Here is an 18,512-nt window from a genome sequence, read left to right on the forward strand (position 1 = left end):
CGTAAATGTGTTACAGACACAAGACCGGAGCCAAGGAAAATTGGCTGCACGGTCCTGCACTAAATTCGAAACCAGCTAAAAAAGCTGTCCCATACCCACGGTGTGGGCGGTCACAGCCTGTTCAACCAATTAAAATAAATTGGTATCAATAAACTTGGCACACTATTGAGTTCTCAAACAACAGACTGCTTCCGGCACCAACAGGCTTAGATCCAAGGGATCTTCCGCTCTGCATCGCTCCGGAGCAACTTTTCAATCTTACCGCTCCAACCGGAGGCTGTCAAAACGGCTGTTTGTCGATCCGGCGAACCGGTTGAGGCCTAGGCCTCGTGACGCTCAGCTGTTCTCGTTGCCTCGATCAGCGCGGGTATTAACTCTAGCACGATTTTGGGGACGTGGTGAACCGACCCAAAAATGTTCACCACGTCCCCGGAACCGCTCAAAGCGGACGATCCCGGCAGCTCACCCCGAGCTAGGCGGCGTGCGGCTTGAGGTACAGCACGCCCAGCGGCGGCACCGTGAGCGTTGCGGAGGCGGGCTGCCCGTCGAAGGCGCCCTCCTCCGCTTCAACAACACCCATGTTGCCTACACCGGAGCCGCCGAACTCAGCGGCATCAGTGTTGAGCGCTTCCACCCATTCGCCGGCCCACGGGAGCCCGATGCGGAAGTTCTCGTGCGGGGTGCCCGCAAAGTTGGCGATGCACACCAGCGGGTTTCCCTGGTGGTCGTAGCGGATGAAGGACAGCGCGTTGTGGACGCCGTCGTTCTCATTGATCCACTGGAATCCGGCCGGCTCGTTGTCACGGTCAAAGAGGGCGGGCGTGTTCTGATAGATCTCATTGAGCTGGCGGACCAGCAGCTGCACACCCTTATGCTGCGGCGTGTCAGTCAGGAACCAGTCCAGTCCGTACTGCTCCGACCATTCCGCTTCCTGGGCAAATTCCGTACCCATGAAGATGAGCTGCTTGCCCGGATGTGCCCACTGGAAGGCAAGGTAGGCACGGAGGTTGGCCAGCTGCTGCCACCGGTCCCCGGGCATCTTCCGCAGGAGGGAACCCTTGCCGTGCACAACTTCGTCATGGCTGATCGGCAACAGGAAGTTCTCCGTGTAGGCGTAGACCAGCGAGAACGTCAGCTTGGCGTGGTGGTACATCCGGTTGATGGGATCCTCAGCCATGTACTCGAGGGTGTCGTGCATCCACCCCATGTTCCACTTCAGCCCGAACCCCAGGCCGCCGCTGCTGGTGGGCTGCGTTACGCCGGGGAAGGCGGTGGACTCCTCGGCAATCATGACGATGCCGGGGACCCGCCGGTATGCCGTGGCGTTAACTTCCTGGAGGAAGGAAATGGCTTCCAGGTTTTCCCGGCCGCCGAAGGCATTGGGACGCCACTGATCTGCAGGCCGCGAGTAGTCCAGGTACAGCATGGATGCCACTGCGTCGACGCGCAGGCCGTCTATGTGGAACTCTTCGAGCCAGTAAATGGCGTTGGCAACGAGGAAGTTCCGGACTTCCCTGCGGCCGTAGTCGAAGATCAGGGTGCCCCAGTCAGGCTGCTCGCCCCGGAGGGGATCTCCGTGTTCGTAGAGCGTCTGCCCGTCAAATTTGGCCAGCGCCCACTCGTCCTTGGGGAAGTGCCCGGGGACCCAGTCCAGAATGACGCCGATACCGGCCTGATGCAGCTTGTCCACCAGGTAGCGGAAATCATCCGGATGCCCGAACCTTGCGGTGGGAGCAAAGTAGGACGTGATCTGGTAGCCCCAGGATCCGCCGAAGGGGTGTTCTGCCACGGGCATGAACTCCACGTGTGTGAAGCCCTGCCACTTGACATACTCGGCCAGCTGGTCGGCCAGCTGGCGGTAATCCAGGCCGAGACGCCAGGAGCCGAGGTGCACTTCATAGACGCTCATCGGCGCGTTGTGCGGATCGCGGGCAGCGCGCGCTTCCATCCATTCGGAATCGGCAAAAGCGTACGTCGACTCCACCACCCGGGAACCCGTCAGCGGCGGAACCTCCGTGGCCTGGGCCATGGGATCGGCCTTTTCGCGCCACACTCCGTCGCCGCCGAGGATTTCAAACTTGTACCTTGCGCCGGGCTGAACGCCGGGAATGAACAATTCCCAGACACCCGAGCCGCCGAGGGAACGCATCGCGTTGACCCTGCCGTCCCAGGCGTTGAAGTCGCCAATAACCCGTACCATCTGGGCGTTGGGTGCCCAGACGGCAAAGCTCACGCCGTCGATGTCTCCCAGGATGGACTTGTAGTGATGCAGGTTGGCGCCCAGTACGGTCCAGAGGTTCTCATGCCGGCCTTCACCGATGAGGTGCAGGTCAATCTCTCCCAGGGACGGAAGGAACCGGTAGGGGTCATCGAAAAGCTGCGGCTCAAGTCCCTCATAGGTTACTTCCAGACGGTAGTCCGGAACCTGCCCGGGACGTGCGGCGGGCAGCGTGCCCACCCAAATGCCGTTGTGCTCGTGCCGGAGCTCGATGCGGCCCTCGGACGTCACCGCCGTCACGGCTTCGGCCAGCGGGCGGAGGGTCCGGATTGTCACGAGCCCCTGATCATCCAGATGGGCACCCAGTACTGCGTGCGGCTGGTAATAGCGGCCTTCGGACACGGCCTGCAGGATGTCATCGGACACAGGCAGCGGATTGCTGTGTGCCGGCACGGGGGCAGTCGCCTCTGCTGCAGGGACGACGACGTCGGCGGGTTCAGCCGGAAGAGCCGCTTCGGAGGATGCGGCTGAATCGGGAACGGCCGGCAGTGCAGGCTCCGATACGGACTTCTTCGCCGCGCGGTCCGGCTGGGGAATCTTATTCACTGAGTTCTCTTCCTGGCTGCTCGTCCCGGGAACCTGCTGGCGGGCCTGTTCCAAAATCTGCCGTGCGGCAGCCACAGGGACGCGGATCCAGTTGGGACGGTTGCGGATTTCATAGACGACTTCGTAAAGGGCTTTGTCGAGCCACAAGGCCAGATACAGCGGGTCGCTGCGGTTGATCTGCGTTCCGGTTTCCTTTTCGTATCCGCGCAGAAAAGCTTCGGAGGCATTTGCTGCCCAGCGCGCGGCTTCGAGGCCGCGGCGCTGCTGTTCGCGGGAACTGGTGCCGGCACCGTCCGTGTCATCCGCGGCCTCAACGAGTGCAACGCCGGCGGCGTAGTCAATGGACCGGAGCATGCCCACCACGTCCCGCAGCGGGACATCCGGAACACTGCGCTCGGCGGCAGGGCGAAGCGGCTCGCCTTCAAAGTCGAGAACGAGCCAGCCGTGGCTGCCCGACTTCAGTACCTGGCCCAGGTGGTAGTCCGCGTGAATGCGCTGAAGGTTGGGAAGTTCCTGGAGGTTAGCGACCTGCTGGAGGAGGTGCTCCAGCGGTTCGTCGTACTCCCCCACATAGCTCCGGGCTTCCTTCCAGGCCCAGCGGATGCGGTTTTCCAGGGACTCAAGGAATTCGGCGCGCTCGGCGGGGCTGGGCGGCTGGCTCCCGAAGGCCTCCGCCAGCTGCCGGTGGATGCGCCCGGTGACCGCACCGAGCTCTTCGGCTTCGGCGGTGAAATCAGCGTTGCTCACGGCCGCGGCGGAAGCGGGCCGCCACGCATCTTCGCTGTTGGGGATGAACTCGCGCAGGACGCTGACGTGCCCCGTAACCCAGGTGTCGCCGTCGTCCGCCAGCGGATCCTTCCAGCTGCCGGTCACCCAGCCCAGCGTCGCCGGAACATCAGAAGAGCCGGCGGCGGTGAGGGCCGCACTGACCTGCACGTCCGGGCTCTCACCAGCGGCCAGCACACGGTAGAACTTGACGATCAGCTGGGTGGGTTCGGAGCGCACCACCACCGACGTGTTGGACTGCTCGCCCTTCATGAGTTTGGCGGGGGCCTTGCCCTCAAAGGGAGGCCACTGGTCGAATCCGTCCAGTGCGACGCCGTGCGTGTGTCCGTCCAGGGAGGAGGACTGGGTGCGCATCATCTCCAGCCAGGCAGTCACAAACAAGGGATCTGCGGCGGCGTCGTACAGCCAGCGCTCTCCCAGCTCCGCGTGTTCCACGCGCCCCAGCAGGAACTCTTCCAGTTCCGGAACCGGCGCACCGTAGGAACTGACGGGCACGTTGATGACATCGGTCCGCTGGCCGGAGCTCACCGCAATAAGGTGGACCTCCAGCTCGGCCGACCCGGAAGCATCCTCCAGGCGGATTCCCCCGACCCGGTCGAGGACGATTTCACGTCCCTTCGCGGGGAACCAGCGCTGCTGTGGAAGCCACGCGGTCAGGAGCTCCGGAAGGGACGGCGTCAGCTGGGTCATTTCTTCAGGGCCTCCGAGATGGGGATGAGGGGAATTGCCTCGGTCTGGGGTGAGGACATATTGGACTTGGGCGAACGCAGCCGCAGCCAGTAGAAATCGTGGCTGCCCAGTGTCAGGGTCACGGAGCCGTCAGGGCCGAAAGCGGGGAACGGCGTTCCGCCAAAGGCATCACGCAGACCGCGGCCGGCGAATTCCGGCAGGCTGACCGTGGCGGAAACCGGGTGCTGGGACAGGTTGAAGATGCAGAACATGACCTCTCCGACCTCGCCCTCGGGGTTGTCCGACGGCAGCTCACGCAGGAACGCGAGCACTGACTCTGCTTCCGTGGGGACGTTCCGGTAGGAACCCAGCCCAAATGCGGGATGGGCGCGGCGGACCATGATCATCTGCCGGATCCAGTGCAGGAGCGAGCTGGAGCTGGCCAGCTGCGCTTCCACATTGACGTGGTTGTAGTGGTACACCAGCGACTGAACGACCGGCAGGTACAGCTTTCCGGGATCGGCCGTGGAGAAGCCCGCGTTTCGGTCCGGGTTCCACTGCATGGGGGTACGCGACGAGTCACGGTCCTCAAGCCAGATGTTGTCCCCCATGCCGATCTCGTCCCCGTAGTACAGGAACGGACTGCCGGGCAGGGAGAGCAGGAGTGCGTGGATCAGTTCCACTTCGGAGCGGGAATTGTCCAGCAGCGGAGAGAGCCGGCGGCGGATACCGATGTTGGCCCGCATGCGGGAATCCGGTGCGTACCAGCCGAGCATGGCCTGGCGCTCTTCGTTGGTCACCATTTCCAGCGTCAGCTCATCATGGTTGCGCAGGAAGGTTCCCCACTGGGCGCCGGCCGGAATGTCCGGTGTCTCTTCCATGGTCTGCACGATGGGTGCGGCCTTCTGGTCACGCAGCGCGTAGAACAGCCGCGGCATGATCGGGAAGTGGAAAGCCATGTGGCACTCCGGGCCGGTTTCATCACCGAAGTACTCCACGACCTCGTGCGGCATCTGGTTGGCCTCGGCCACGATCACGCGGCCGGGGTAATTTTCATCAACCATGGTGCGCAGGTCCTTGAGGAACCGGTGCGTCGCCGGGAGGTTCTCGCAGTTGGTGCCGTCCTCTTCGAAGAGGTACGGGATTGCATCTGCACGGAACCCGTCGATGCCCTGGTCCAGCCAGAACCGGACCACGTCGAAAATTGCCTCGACAACCTTGGGGTTCTCAAAGTTGAGGTCCGGCTGGTGGCTGAAGAAGCGGTGCCAGTAGAACTGGCGCCGCACCGGGTCGAACGCCCAGTTGGATTCCTCGGTGTCCACAAAGATGATTCGGGCGTCCTCATACTTCTCGTCGGTGTCCGACCAGACGTAGAAGTCGCCGTAGGGGCCGTCCGGATCGTTGCGCGATTCCTCGAACCACGGATGCTTGTCCGAGGTGTGGTTCACCGGCAGGTCGATGATCACGCGCAGTCCGCGGGCGTGGGCTTCGGCCACTAAGCGCTTGAAGTCGCTGATCGTACCGAACTCGTCCAGGACGTCGTAGTAATCGGAGATGTCGTATCCGCCGTCGCGCAGCGGAGACTTGAAGAACGGAGGGAGCCAAAGGCAGTCGATGCCCAGCCACTGCAGATAATCGAGTTTGTCGATCAGGCCGCCGAAGTCACCTGAGCCGTCGCCGTTGGCATCTGCGAACCCGCGCACGAGTACTTCATAAAACACTGCTTTGCGGTACCAATGGGGATCGTTGGTGAGACCGGGAGCATGCAGCTGAAACTGGTTGGGCACTAGGAGTTCCTCCGAACTGACAAGATGTGTGCAGGCTCAAAATGGGCGTCCAAACGGACATAGTTGTTGGCTCCCCAACGCCAGCTGTGGCCGCTGATGAGGTCGTCCACCCAGAAGGTGCCGTCTTCGTTATAGTCCTGCGGGTTGAGCTGCAGGGCGTCCAGATCAAGGGAGACGCTGCATTCGCGGGCGCTGTGCGGATCCGTGTTCACCACGATGATGAGCGTGTCCTTGCTGGACGGATCCCCCGGCCGGACCTGCTTGTGCTTGGAATACACCACAGTTGCCTCATCAGTGCTGGAGTGCACGGTCAGGTTCTGCAGGTCTCCAAGGGCCGGGTGGAAGCGGCGGATCTGGTTGAGCCGGGTGATGTAGGGCGCCAGGCTGCGGCCCTCCGCCTCGGCAGCCGCAAAATCGCGCTGCTTGTACTCGAACTTCTCGTTGTCGATGTATTCCTCGGCGCCGGGACGGGCCACGTGCTCGTACAGTTCGTATCCGGCATAGACCCCCCAGAGCGGACTGGCGGTGGAGGCCAGCACAGCGCGGATCTTGAAGGCGCCCGGACCGCCGTACTGGAGGAACTCGGTCAGGATGTCCGGAGTGTTCACGAAGAAGTTCGGCCGGAAGAAGGCTGCCGTCTGCGACGAGACCTCAGTGAAGTACTCTTCCAGCTCCTTGCGGGTATTCCGCCAGGTGAAGTAGGTGTAGGACTGCTGGAAGCCCGCCATGCCCAACGCGTGCATCATGGGCGGGCGGGTAAACGCCTCGGCCAAAAAAATCACGCCCGGGTGCTTCTCATTGACGGTTTTGATCAGCCATTCCCAAAACATCAGGGGCTTGGTGTGCGGGTTGTCCACCCGGAAAATCTTCACGCCGTGGCCGATCCACATCAGCACAATCCGCAGGATCTCCTCGGAGAGCCCGGTGAAGTCATTGTCGAAGTTCAGGGGGTAGATGTCCTGGTACTTCTTCGGCGGGTTTTCCGCATAGGCAATCGAACCGTCCACCCGGGTGGTGAACCACTCCGGATGGCTGGTGACCCAGGGGTGGTCCGGCGATGCCTGCAGGGCCAGGTCAATGGCAACTTCCAGGTTCAGGTTCCTGGCGGTGTCCACAAAAGCATCGAAGTCTTCGAAGGTCCCCAGATCAGGGTGGATGGCGTCATGGCCGCCTTCTGAAGAGCCGATGGCCCAGGGGGAACCCGGGTCTCCGGGACCGGCTACGAGGGTGTTGTTCGGTCCCTTCCGGTGGCTGGTGCCGATCGGATGGACCGGAGGGAGGTAAATGACGTCAAAACCCATACCGGCCACACGTTCCAGGCTGAGGGCTGCGGTGCGGAAGGTGCCGGAGGTCCATTCGAGGGTTGCGGGGTCCTGCACAGCGCCTTCGGAGCGGGGGAAGAACTCATACCAGGAGCCTCGTCCGGCCAGCTCGCGCTCAACGTTCAGCGGGTAACGGGGGCTGCTGGTCACCAGGTCACGGATGGGATCACGTTCCAAAACGGCCAGCACTGCGTCCGACGCACTGGCGGCCAGGCGTTCTGCCACCGGCAGTCCGGTGTCCGCGAGCGCATCCGCGACGGCGCCGAACACGGTCGCATCGTCACCATTTCGGTTCTCTGCGGCGTGGCGGAACAGGGCAGCCCCTTCGGCCAGCATCAGTTCAACGTCCACATTGGCGTTGATCTTTACTTCAGCATTGTGGTGCCAGGTGGAGTACAGATCCGCCCAGCCCTCAACGGCGAAGCTCCAGGTCCCGGTGGCTTCGGGCCGGATCAGCCCGCCCCAGCGGTCCAGACCGATTCCCACGGGGTGCATGCGGACACGCTGCACCTCCATGCCTTCGGGATCGTAGAGGACCGCGCTGACGCCCACGAGATCGTGTCCCTCACGGAAGACGGTAGCTCCCACTACCAGGTCTTCCCCGGGAATTGCTTTGGCCGGGATGCGGCCGCATTCCACAACCGGGGTCACATTGATGATGGGAATCCGGCCGAAGCGGAGTTCCTCAGCGGGCAGGACATTAGGGGGCTTCGCACTGGAACTGGTCACACACTAGACGTTAGCGACAATCGGAGCAGAATGCTAAGGCAACGTACTTTTAGGTGTTTTCCCGCACGTCGCACTGCGTATTGCGGGAAATTGCCGAGAGTGCCGGCGCCCGGCCGTGATGGGCCGTAATTTGATGGAATCTTTGGCTCTACCATGCCATTCGGGGCCCCGGTTACGCTAGCGTAACCGGGGTGAAGGCTATTCGAAGGTTTACTGTCCGAACCGTCCTCCCCGACAGCATCGCTCCCCTGAGCAAGCTGGCCTCGAACCTGCGGTGGTCTTGGCATGAGCCGACCACCCGCCTCTTCGCGGACCTTGATCCGGCGGCCTGGCATGCGAGCGGCCAAGACCCCGTCAAGTTCCTCGGCTCAGTGAGCCGCAGCAGCCTGGAACGGATGGCACAGGACGGAGGCCTGGTCCAGCGGATTCAGGATCTGGGTGCAGACCTGGACGCGTATCTGGAGGAACCCCGCTGGTACCAGTCCCTTGGTGAGGACGCGCCGCGTGCAGTGGCTTACTTCTCCCCCGAGTACGGCATCAGCGCCGTCCTGCCGCAGTATTCCGGTGGTTTGGGCATTCTCGCCGGTGACCATCTCAAGTCCGCCTCTGACCTGGGTGTTCCGCTGATTGCGGTGGGGCTGCTGTACCAGGCCGGCTATTTCAAGCAGGCACTGTCCCGGGACGGCTGGCAGCTGGAGACCTATCCGGTGCTGGACCCCAACGGGTTGCCGCTGACGCTGCTCCGGGAAGAAGACGGCACGCCCGCCCGCATCAGCCTTCCGTTGCCCAACAACCGCCGGCTTTTGGCGCAGATCTGGCGCGCCGACGTCGGCCGCGTTCCCCTCCTGCTGCTGGATTCTGATGTTGTGGGCAACGACGACGCCGCCCGCGGCATTACGGACCGGCTGTACGGCGGCGGCGGTGACCACCGCCTGCAGCAGGAACTGTTGCTGGGAATGGGCGGGGTCAAGGCGCTGCGCGTCTACGAACGCCTCTCCGGCACCGCAGCCCCCGAAGTTTTCCACACCAATGAAGGCCACGCGGGGTTCCTGGGCATTGAGCGCATCCGGGAGCTGATGGACAACGGCATGGGGTGGGAAGAAGCGCTGACGGCCACCCGCGCCGGCACCGTGTTCACCACCCACACTCCCGTACCGGCAGGCATCGACCGCTTTGACCAGTCACAGATCCGCCATTTCTTCAGTGCCGGGCTGGCTCAGTCAGTTCCGACGGACAAGGTGCTGGGACTGGGTGCTGAAAGCTATGAGGGCGGAGACCCTTCCAAATTCAACATGGCGGTAATGGGGCTTCGGCTGGCCCAGCGGGCCAACGGGGTGGCCAAGCTGCACGGTGCAGTGTCCCGCGAGATGTTTTCCGGACTCTGGCCCGGTTTCGATGTCTCCGAAGTTCCGATCACCTCGGTAACCAACGGCGTGCACGTCCCCACGTGGGTCGATCCGGAGTTGACCAAGCTGGCCAGGGAGAAGTTCGGCGTCGAAACCGTCCACGACCGGGACTGGAGCCGCGCATACGAAATCAGTGACAAGGACCTGTGGGACCTGCGCCGGCGCCTTCGGTCCAATCTGGTCCAGGACGTCCGCAAGCGAGTGCGTGCCGCGTGGCGCAACCGCGGCGCCACTGACGCCGAGCTGGGCTGGACCGAGCAGGTGCTGGATCCGGACATCCTCACCATCGGGTTTGCCCGCCGGGTCCCCACTTACAAGCGCCTGACCCTGATGCTTCGTGACCCCGCGCGGCTTAAGGCGCTCCTGCTGCACCCCACGCACCCCCTGCAGGTTGTGGTGGCCGGCAAGTCGCACCCTGCGGATGAACAGGGCAAGCGCATGATTCAGGACCTCGTCCGCTTTACCGACGATCCTGAGGTCCGCCACCGGATCGTGTTCCTGCCCAACTACGACATCGCCATGGCCAGGACACTGTTTCCGGGCTGCGACGTGTGGCTGAACAATCCGCTGCGTCCGCTGGAAGCGTCGGGAACCTCGGGGATGAAGTCCGCGATCAACGGCGGACTCAATCTCTCCATCTTGGACGGCTGGTGGGACGAGATGTACGACGGCGACAACGGCTGGGCCATTCCCTCCGCCAACCCGACACGGGGCGCCCACACGCGGGAGGTTTACAGTCCGGACCAGCGCGATGACTTGGAGGCGTCAGCACTGTACGACCTGTTGGAGAGCTCCGTAACCCCGATGTTCTACGGCAAGGAGCCTCCGGCCGAAGCCGGTGCGGCCGGACCTTCCGACGCACCGTCGGACGCCCTGCCCGGCGAGTGGCTGGAAATGGTCAAGCACACCCTGGCTGATCTGGGGCCGGCGGTCTCCGCCAACCGCATGCTGCGCGATTACGTCAACGGCCTGTACCGGCCGGCGGGACAGTCGTGGCGGGCCGCATCCGCGGACGGTTACGCAGCAGCCAAGGAGCTGGCCGCGTGGATCACCCGGGTGCGTGACGGCTGGTCCGGGGTTTCGGTGGAACATGTGGACTCGATCGGCATCACGGACGATCCCCAGATTGGTGACCGGCTTACCGTGCAGGCCTATGTGTCACTGGGATCCCTGCGGCCGGAAGACGTCAGCGTGGAAGTTGCCTACGGAAAGGCGCTGGAAAACGACCAGTTGGCCGATCCCCGGACCGCGGAGCTGGACCACGTCCAGGACCTCGGGTCCGGCAGGCACCAGTTCTCCGGCACGATCGGCATTGAACAGGCCGGTCCCTTCGGCTACACCGTGCGGGTGCTTCCCGTTCACTCCGGGCTGGCATCCAAGGCAGAGCTGGGGCTGGTGGTCAACGCCTAGGCCCGGTACACGCTGACCGAGTTCGCCGGCAGTACGTCGCGCTCGCCGCCGCGCAGCTCCACGCCGATGTGCCCGTCGGTCTGGTCTGCCGTACTCAGCAGCAGCTCGTAGGCACGGTTCTCATCGCGGACCGCCCCGGAGCCGGCCAGCGCCTGAGCATCGGGCAGGGTTATCTCGGTGTCCTGCAGCGAACCGTTCAACACCAGCAGGCCCCTCAGCTCGCCGGTCCGGGAGCCGACCAGCAGCTGGACCACCCGGCAGGCGGGATCCTGCCACTTGTCCTGGGGCATGGGCTGGCCCTGCGCATCGAACCAGAGCAGCGAGGACTCCCTGGCGTCGGCGGGAAACCGATACGGCTGCGAAGCGAGGAATTCGCGGCGCAGGCGAAGCAGTGTCCGGGTGGTGGCCAGCATCCGGAGGCCGGCGTCGTCGAGATCCCAGTGCAGCCAGGTGAGAGGCCCGTCCTGGCAGTAGGCGTTGTTGTTTCCCTGCTGGGTGCGGCCGAACTCATCCCCGGCCGTCAGCATGGGAACACCCAGGGACATCAGCAGGGTGGCCATGACGTTGCGTGCCGTCTGCGCGCGTCGGGACCTCACCTCCTCATCCGCGGTGGGACCTTCCACACCGTGGTTATAGCTGCGGTTTTCACTGCTGCCGTCCCGGTTGTCCTCACCGTTGGCCTCATTGTGCTTCTGTTCATAGGAGGTGAGGTCAGCCAGGGTGAAGCCGTCATGTGCGCTGACCATGTTGATGGAGGCCAGGGAGGTTCGCCCGGACCCGGCAAAAAGATCAGCTGATCCGGCCAGCGATCCCGCAATCCTGGCCAGCGGCCCTCCGGACCCGCCGGCAGCCAGCGATGCCTGGTCCCGCAGCCAGAATTCCCTGGTGGTGTCCCGGAATCTGTCATTCCAATCGGCCCACCCGGGCGGGAAATTCCCGGTCTGCCAGCCGTCATACCCGATGTCCCAGGGCTCGGCGATGAGCTTGACGCCGTGGAGCACCGGGTCGGCAGCCACTGCCACCAAGAAGGGGTGCCGGCGGTCATAGCGGCCGTCTGAGCCGCGGCACAGGGCGGGAGCAAGATCAAACCGGAAACCGTCCACCCGGTAGTCCTGGACCCAGTGGCGCAGCGAGTCCAAGGCCATTTGGATGACGCGGGGTTCGCTGAAATCCAAGGTGTTGCCGCAGCCGGTGGTATCCAGATAGCTGCCTTCACCGTCGTGGCGGTAGTACTGGTTGTCGCCGAGTCCGCGCCAGCTCAGTGCTGGCTGGTCCTTGGTTCCTTCGGCGGTGTGGTTGTACACAACGTCCAGGATCACTTCGAGGCCGGCGTCGTGCAGGGAGCGGACCATCGTCTTGAACTCATCCTGCACCGCCTTTGCCCCGGCCGCCCGGGCGGACGCAGTGGCGTACGCGGTGTGCGGAGCAAAGAAGCCCAGCGTGTTGTAACCCCAGTAGTTTGTCAGGCCCAGGCGGCGCAGGTGCGCTTCGTCCGCATGGAAATGCACGGGCAGCAGTTCCACGGCGGTGATGCCAAGGTTGCTGAGGTAATCCACCATGACCGGATGGGCCATGCCGGCATAAGTTCCGCGCAGTTCTTCGGGGATGTCCGGGTGGAGCATTGTTTGCCCGCGCACGTGCGCCTCGTAAATGACGGTGTCGCGCCACGGCGTATGCGGCTGGCGCGAATCGCCCCAGTCAAAGGACGGATCAACATGTTCGGAAAAGAACAGCGGGAGGTCTCCGGGGCGCGGAACCTCGTCAATTCCGCGACCGTAGGGGTCCAGCAGGAGCTGGAAGGTGCCCGGCTCGCCTGGAAGTTCCCGGTCTGACGGCCAGAAACCGTAGCGGCTGCCGTAGGCCAGGCCGCTGACGCGTCCGTGGTGGATTCCCGCCACGGACTCGTCCAGGGGCGCCGAGGACCACTGCCCCGGCGCGGTCTCAAAATAGACGTCGACGCCGGTCAGGCCCGGTGCGTATACAGAGACATTGGCGGTTCCCGGCACCTCATCAACGCCGGGAACTGAATTCCTTACGCCAAGGGGAAAGGGCCGGGACACCCGCCGCGCGGCGGCTTGGCCCTGCGGAATGCTGGTCAAGTCTGCCATGCTGCCTCTCGGATTACTCCGCCTTTGGTCAGGCGGAACGCTGCCGTGAAATTTCGTACAAACTGATGCCCACGGCCATGGACGCATTGAGCGATTCCATGGCGGAGTCAATGGGAATGGACACGATCTGGTCGCAGTTTTCGCGGACCAGGCGGGACAGACCCTTGCCTTCGGAGCCTACAACGATGCAGACCGGGTCCTTGGCCAGGACGATATCCGGCAGGGACACGTCGCCGTCGCCGTCCAGGCCGAGCACAAAGATGCCCATTTTCTTGAAGGTCTTCAGCGTGTTGTTCAGGTTGCCGGCGCGGGCTACCGGGACGCGGACGGCTGCACCGGCGCTGGTCTTCCAGGCGGAGGCAGTCATGCCCACCGCACGGCGTTCCGGAACAATGACGCCGTGGGCGCTGAAGGCGGAAGCGGAGCGGATGATGGCACCCAGGTTGCGCGGATCGGTGATGCCGTCCAGCGCCACAAACAGCGGTGCGTTGCGGATGTGGCCTTTCTTCCAGGCCTCGATCGTTTCCGCTGCCAGGTCCGTGGGATCAGCATATTCATACGGCGGGATCTGCAGCACGAGGCCCTGGTGCACGGCCTCGTTGGTCATGCGGTCCAGCTCGGGCTTGTGGGTCTCCATCACGGGAAGGCCGCGGTCAGCCGCCATCTTGAGGGATTCACGCACGCGGTCGTCCATTTCGATCCGCACCGCAATATGCAGGGCCTTGGCGGGGATTCCCGCGCGGAGCGCTTCGACTACCGAGTTGCGGCCGGTTACGACTTCTTCGGCCACCTTGCCTCGGACGTTGGTGCCGCTGCGGCCGCCGGCGGCGCGGTTGTCGCGGGAGTCTCCGCGCTTGGCTGCCGAGCGCTCGGCCAGCTGCTTGTTCTTATACGCCTTGTGATAGGGGCGTTCTTCAGCCTTAGGCGTGGGACCTTTGCCCTCAAGAGCCTTGCGGCCCAATCCACCGGTGCCCCCGCTGGGGCCCTTTTTGGCTTTACGCATTGCGCCGGGACGTCCGTTGTTGGCCATCGATTACACCTTAAACCTAGAAGAAAGCATTACTTCTAGTTTACGCAGGCTCGCGGGCCTGCGTGTTCCACGCCCGGCAGTGTACTCCGAAAGCAAACATTCCAGGGTCATCCTCTGGACGGGATCAGGCCTGGGCCATGCTCCAACTCGCACCGTCTGCGGTATCTTCCACGGTGATGCCCGCGGCTGCGAGCGAATCCCGAATGGCGTCGGCGCGGGCCCAGTCCTTGGCGGCGCGGGCGGCCCGCCGCTCTTCCAGCTGCGATTGGACCAGTGCGTCCAGGGCCCGGTGTTCGGCGCCCGTGCCTGATTGCGGCTGCCGGACGTCATCCAGACCGAGAACGCCCGTCATGGCCAGCACCGCATGCAGCGCATCCCGGACGGCGTCGGTATTGCCCTCGGCCAGGGCGGTGTTTCCGGCGCGGACGGTATCGTGCAGCACGGCAAGCGCCTGCGGAACGTTGAGGTCGTCATCCATCGCAGCGGCGAAGGCCGCCGGCATGGCATCAGTGTTCAGGACAGAGGAATAATTTCCGGTGCCGTATACCTTGGCGTGCGCCTTGGCGATAAACCCGTCGATGCGTTCCACGGCTGCGGCGGCCTCCTGCAGGGAGGTGGGCCGGTAATCCAGCACCGAGCGGTAGTGTGCCTGTCCCAGGTAGTAGCGCACCACCCGCGGTGACGCAGCTGCGAGCATTTCGTCGGGACTGACGGTGTTGCCGATGGACTTGGACATTTTTTCACCCTCGAAGGTGACCATGCCGTTGTGCATCCAGAAATTGGCGAAGCCGTCACCGGCCGCCTGCGACTGGGCCATCTCGTTCTCGTGGTGCGGGAAGCGCAGGTCCAGTCCGCCGCCGTGAATATCGAACTGCGGGCCAAGGTACTTGGTGACCATGGCCGAGCATTCCAGATGCCAGCCGGGCCGGCCCTTCCCCCAGGGGCTGTCCCAGGCAGCCGTCTCCGGCTCGCCTTCCTTGGAGCCTTTCCACAGTGCAAAGTCGCGCGGGTCGCGCTTGCCGCGGGGGCCGGCGTCGGGCGCTGCCTGCATGTCGTCGATGTTCTGCCGGGTCAGGGAGCCGTAGTTCTTCCAGGACCGGACATCGAAGTACACGTCCCCGGAGTCATCCAGTGCCGGGTAGGCGTGGCCCGCCTCAATCAGGCGTGTGATCAGGGCGTGCATTTCCGGAATATGGCCGGTGGCGCGGGGCTCATACGTGGGCCGCTGCACGCCGAGGGTGTCATAGGCCTTGGCGAATTCCTGCTCGAAGCGGTAGGCCAGCGCCCACCAGGGCTCGTCCGGAACGACGTCGGGTCCGGGTTCCGCGCCCATCGATTCAGCGGACTTCGCCAGGATCTTGTCATCGATGTCCGTCACGTTGCGGACGGTGGTGACCCGGTAGCCGCGGAACTGCAGCCAGCGCGTGAGCTGGTCAAAGGCGATCGCGGAGCGGATGTGGCCCACATGCGGCCGGCCCTGCACCGTGGCGCCGCAGTAGTACAGGCTGACCTCCCCCTCTTTCAGGGGAACAAAGTCACGGACCTGCGCGGAAGCGGTGTCATAGAATCTCAAGCTCACCGCTCTAGGCTATCGCGCGGTGCCCGGGGAGGCCGCAAACTGCGAAAGGCGGAGACATCTAGACCCGGACAACAACGGCGGTTGCGACGGCGGCGATGCCTTCCCCTCGTCCGGTGAAGCCCAGGGCGTCCGTGGTCGTCGCCGAGACGCTCACCGGAGCGCCGGCAGCACCGCCAAGGGCCGCTTCAGCCTCCGCACGGCGGGGAGCAAACTTGGGCCGGTTGCCGATCAGCTGCACAGCCACGTTGCCGATCTCGAATCCTGCGCCGCGGACAATCCGGGCGGCCTCACTCAGCAGCGTCAGCCCGGAGGCTCCGGCGTATTCGGGCCGGTCGGTTCCGAAGTGTGTGCCCAGATCGCCAAGGCCCGCAGCGGAAAACAGGGCGTCCGCCGCAGCATGGGCCACGGGGTCCCCGTCGGAGTGGCCGGCCAGTCCCCGCTCGCCCTCCCACAGCAGACCTGCCACCCAGAGCGGCCGAGGAGCATCAAGGGGAGCGAAGGCATGGACGTCAACACCGATGCCGGTGCGGGGAAGGTTTGCAGGCATGGGTCAGTCCTTTGGGAGTTTTTGTTCGCTGGCGAGCACTGCTTCGGCCAGCAGGAGATCCAGCGGCGTGGTGATTTTGAGGGAGCGTTCCGATCCCTCCACAACGTAGACGACGGCGCCAAGGGACTCTGCGAGCATGGCGTCATCCGTGATGGCTGCGGCTTCTTCTGCGCTGAAGCCTTCCGCTGCCCGGTGGGCGCGGCGCAGCAGCGCGGCGTCAAATCCCTGCGGGGTCTGGACCGCGCGAAGGACCGATCGGTCTGGTGTGCCGGTGACCCGGCGGGAGGCTATGGCTGAGAGCTCGGGAGAGGTTGCCGCGGTGCTCTTGACGGTGTCGGTGACGGGCACGGCAGGAATGACAGCCGAAGCGCCGGACGCCAGCGCGTCCGCCACCCGCCGGAAAACCTCCGGCGGCGTCAGTGCCCGTGCTGCATCGTGCACCAGGACAGCGTCGAGGTCCGCCGGAAGCGCAGCGAGTGCCGCGCGGACTGAATCGGAGCGGGTGGCACCGCCGTCAACCACGGTGCAGGGGACGCTCAGGCCCGCTTCCCGGCACAACGCATGCATGATGGTGTCCCCGGCCGGGACGGCCACGCTGACCGCGGCGGCTATGCCGGCTTCCTCCACGCCCTGAAGGGCGTGGGCCAGCAGCGCCACACCGGACAGCGGAACCTGGGCCTTGGGGATGCCGTACCCCAGCCGCTGGCCGGAACCTCCCGCTACGAGAATGACGCCGATCCGCTGCGGAGGGGAAGTTGTTGAAGACACCCCCTCAGCCTAGTGCCCCGCGCCGGACCGGCTGAAAGCGCCTCATCACTTTCCATGAAACCAAAAGGCCCTTTAACGACAAAATGCCGGTCCCGAAGGACCGGCAGCATGCCATATGTGCTGCGTTTTTGGATGCTGCTTAGCTTGCCAGAACCTTGTCCAGGACAACTGCGGCCTGGTCTTCGTCCGTCTTTTCAGCCAGCGCCAATTCCGAAATCAGAATCTGGCGGGCTTTTGCGAGCATGCGCTTTTCTCCTGCAGAGAGGCCGCGGTCGTGGTCGCGGCGCCACAGGTCGCGGACGACCTCTGCCACCTTTACCACGTCACCGGAGGCCAGCTTCTCCAAGTTTGCCTTGTACCGGCGCGACCAGTTGGTGGGCTCTTCAGTGAGCTCGGCGCGCAGCACATCAAACACATGCTCCAGGCCTTCTTTGCCCACAACGTCCCGAACCCCTACGAGGTCAACGTTCTCAGCCGGTACTTCTATGGTCAGATCACCCTGTGCCACCTTAAGCTTGAGATACATTTTCTCTTCGCCCTTGATGGTCCGCATCTTGATCTCTTCGATCTTCGCGGCACCGTGGTGAGGGTAAACAACTGTTTCGCCAACCTCAAAAACCATGTGGACTTTCCCCTTTCCCAACCTCGAGTTTACCATGTGTGCAACACACCGAGAAGAGTTTCCGCAGGTCAGGTACCTAGTCGTGATCTGCGCAGGTACTTTCGAGCCCCTTCTTCCATTCCCACCTGCGGCGATGCACTTCCAGCGGCACACTTGCGGTACCCGGGGAACGGGTGAAAATCCAACATTTTGCCGGTTTGCCGATAGGCTAGGCACAAAAGTTAGCCGCAGGTCGAAAGACCGCAATACCCCAGGAGTTTGTGCTGTGAGATTCACCCCCAAGAACAGGGCGCAGCGAGCTGCTGCCGCTGGTGTCATTGCGCTGGCCGTACTGGGAGTCTCCAGCTGCAGCGCCACGAGCGAGCAGGCAACCACGCGCGAGTACTCTCCGTCGGACGGCATTGTGGAGAACGTTGGCGAGGTGGAGCTGCGGAACATCCTGGTAGTCAGCAACGGCGACGGTGAAGAAGGCCGCCTGCTGGGCACCGTTGTGAATGCATCCCCTGAGGACGTCGACTTCTCGCTGGCCACCGGCGGAACCACGCTCACCTGGAACATCGCTTCCGGAGACAAAGTTGTCTTTGAAGATGCCCCGGACTCCGAAGTAACCGTGCCCAACGTGGACACCCTGCCCGGGACGGGACTTCGGGCAGACGCCGGCAACGGCACCGAAACCGTGATGGTGAACATCCCCGTGGTCGACGGAACCCTGAAGGACTACCGCGAGTACCTTCCCACGTCCGCCGCCACACCTCAGGAGACGGCCACCATGGTCCCCTCCGATCAGGCCGGCACAGGCACGACCGAAACTGCTCCCGCCGAATCGAAGTAGTCCGCCTCAGCGCGGCGCAGCCCGGCACAGTGCCGGCATGGGAAAGGGACCGGGCCTTTGCGGGCCGGGTCCCTTTTTCGGTTTTCAGGCCAG

Annotated in this window: 11 protein-coding genes; 2 read left to right on the forward strand and 9 right to left on the reverse strand. The window is 63.9% G+C overall.

What is annotated here, in order from left to right; translation table 11 throughout:
* Positions 1-472: 472 nt before the first annotated feature.
* The 3 genes from glgB to AC4D2Q_RS15580 are packed head-to-tail and all read right to left on the reverse strand — an operon-like array spanning position 473 to position 8,117.
* Positions 473-4,300 (reverse strand): 1,4-alpha-glucan branching protein GlgB, encoded by a 3,828-nt coding sequence (gene glgB, locus AC4D2Q_RS15570; protein ID WP_490947381.1) that lies wholly within the window; start codon positions 4,298-4,300, stop codon positions 473-475.
* Entirely contained in the window at positions 4,297-6,066 is a 1,770-nt protein-coding gene (gene treS / locus AC4D2Q_RS15575; RefSeq protein ID WP_490927886.1) for a maltose alpha-D-glucosyltransferase, read from the reverse strand. The genes glgB and treS overlap by 4 nt, the downstream gene beginning before the upstream one ends.
* The gene (locus tag AC4D2Q_RS15580; protein WP_490947382.1) at positions 6,066-8,117 is read right to left on the reverse strand and encodes an alpha-1,4-glucan--maltose-1-phosphate maltosyltransferase; all 2,052 of its coding nucleotides are present in this window, start codon (positions 8,115-8,117) and stop codon (positions 6,066-6,068) included. Before AC4D2Q_RS15580 ends, treS begins: the two co-directional genes overlap by 1 nt.
* A gap of 191 nt (positions 8,118-8,308) precedes the next feature.
* Here AC4D2Q_RS15580 and glgP point away from each other — a divergent pair, with 191 nt between their 5' ends.
* Positions 8,309-10,933: an alpha-glucan family phosphorylase gene (glgP, locus tag AC4D2Q_RS15585; protein WP_490947383.1), complete on the forward strand. Its 2,625-nt coding sequence runs from the start codon at positions 8,309-8,311 to the stop codon at positions 10,931-10,933.
* Here the strand turns inward: glgP and glgX are convergent.
* From glgX to AC4D2Q_RS15615, 6 genes are all read right to left on the reverse strand, one after another.
* Complete coding sequence (glgX, locus tag AC4D2Q_RS15590; RefSeq protein ID WP_490947384.1) at positions 10,930-13,041, reverse strand: glycogen debranching protein GlgX; 2,112 nt, start codon at positions 13,039-13,041, stop codon at positions 10,930-10,932. The genes glgP and glgX overlap by 4 nt on opposite strands.
* Positions 13,042-13,069: 28 nt before the next feature.
* Positions 13,070-14,071 carry a 23S rRNA (guanosine(2251)-2'-O)-methyltransferase RlmB gene (rlmB, locus tag AC4D2Q_RS15595; RefSeq protein WP_490947385.1) on the reverse strand — a complete coding sequence of 334 codons (1,002 nt, stop codon included), beginning with the start codon at positions 14,069-14,071 and terminating at the stop codon, positions 13,070-13,072.
* Positions 14,072-14,195: 124 nt separating this feature from the next.
* The gene (cysS, locus tag AC4D2Q_RS15600; RefSeq protein WP_490947386.1) at positions 14,196-15,650 is read right to left on the reverse strand and encodes a cysteine--tRNA ligase; all 1,455 of its coding nucleotides are present in this window, start codon (positions 15,648-15,650) and stop codon (positions 14,196-14,198) included.
* 58 nt (positions 15,651-15,708) lie between these two features.
* Positions 15,709-16,197, reverse strand: a complete 489-nt coding sequence (ispF, locus tag AC4D2Q_RS15605) for a 2-C-methyl-D-erythritol 2,4-cyclodiphosphate synthase (RefSeq protein WP_490927892.1) — start codon at positions 16,195-16,197, stop codon at positions 15,709-15,711.
* Between the two features lie 3 nt (positions 16,198-16,200).
* On the reverse strand, positions 16,201-16,965 hold the full coding sequence (gene ispD, locus AC4D2Q_RS15610; protein ID WP_490947387.1) for a 2-C-methyl-D-erythritol 4-phosphate cytidylyltransferase: 765 nt from the start codon (positions 16,963-16,965) through the stop codon (positions 16,201-16,203).
* Between the two features lie 139 nt (positions 16,966-17,104).
* A complete protein-coding gene (locus AC4D2Q_RS15615; RefSeq protein ID WP_104055910.1) occupies positions 17,105-17,587 on the reverse strand; it encodes a CarD family transcriptional regulator in 483 nt (160 codons plus the stop codon).
* A 265-nt stretch (positions 17,588-17,852) separates the two neighbouring features.
* Between AC4D2Q_RS15615 and AC4D2Q_RS15620 the strand changes: the two genes are divergently transcribed.
* A complete protein-coding gene (locus AC4D2Q_RS15620) occupies positions 17,853-18,419 on the forward strand; it encodes a hypothetical protein (RefSeq protein ID WP_490927894.1) in 567 nt (188 codons plus the stop codon).
* Positions 18,420-18,512: the final 93 nt, after the last annotated feature.

The organism is Arthrobacter sp. TJ-178 (assembly GCF_058269275.1).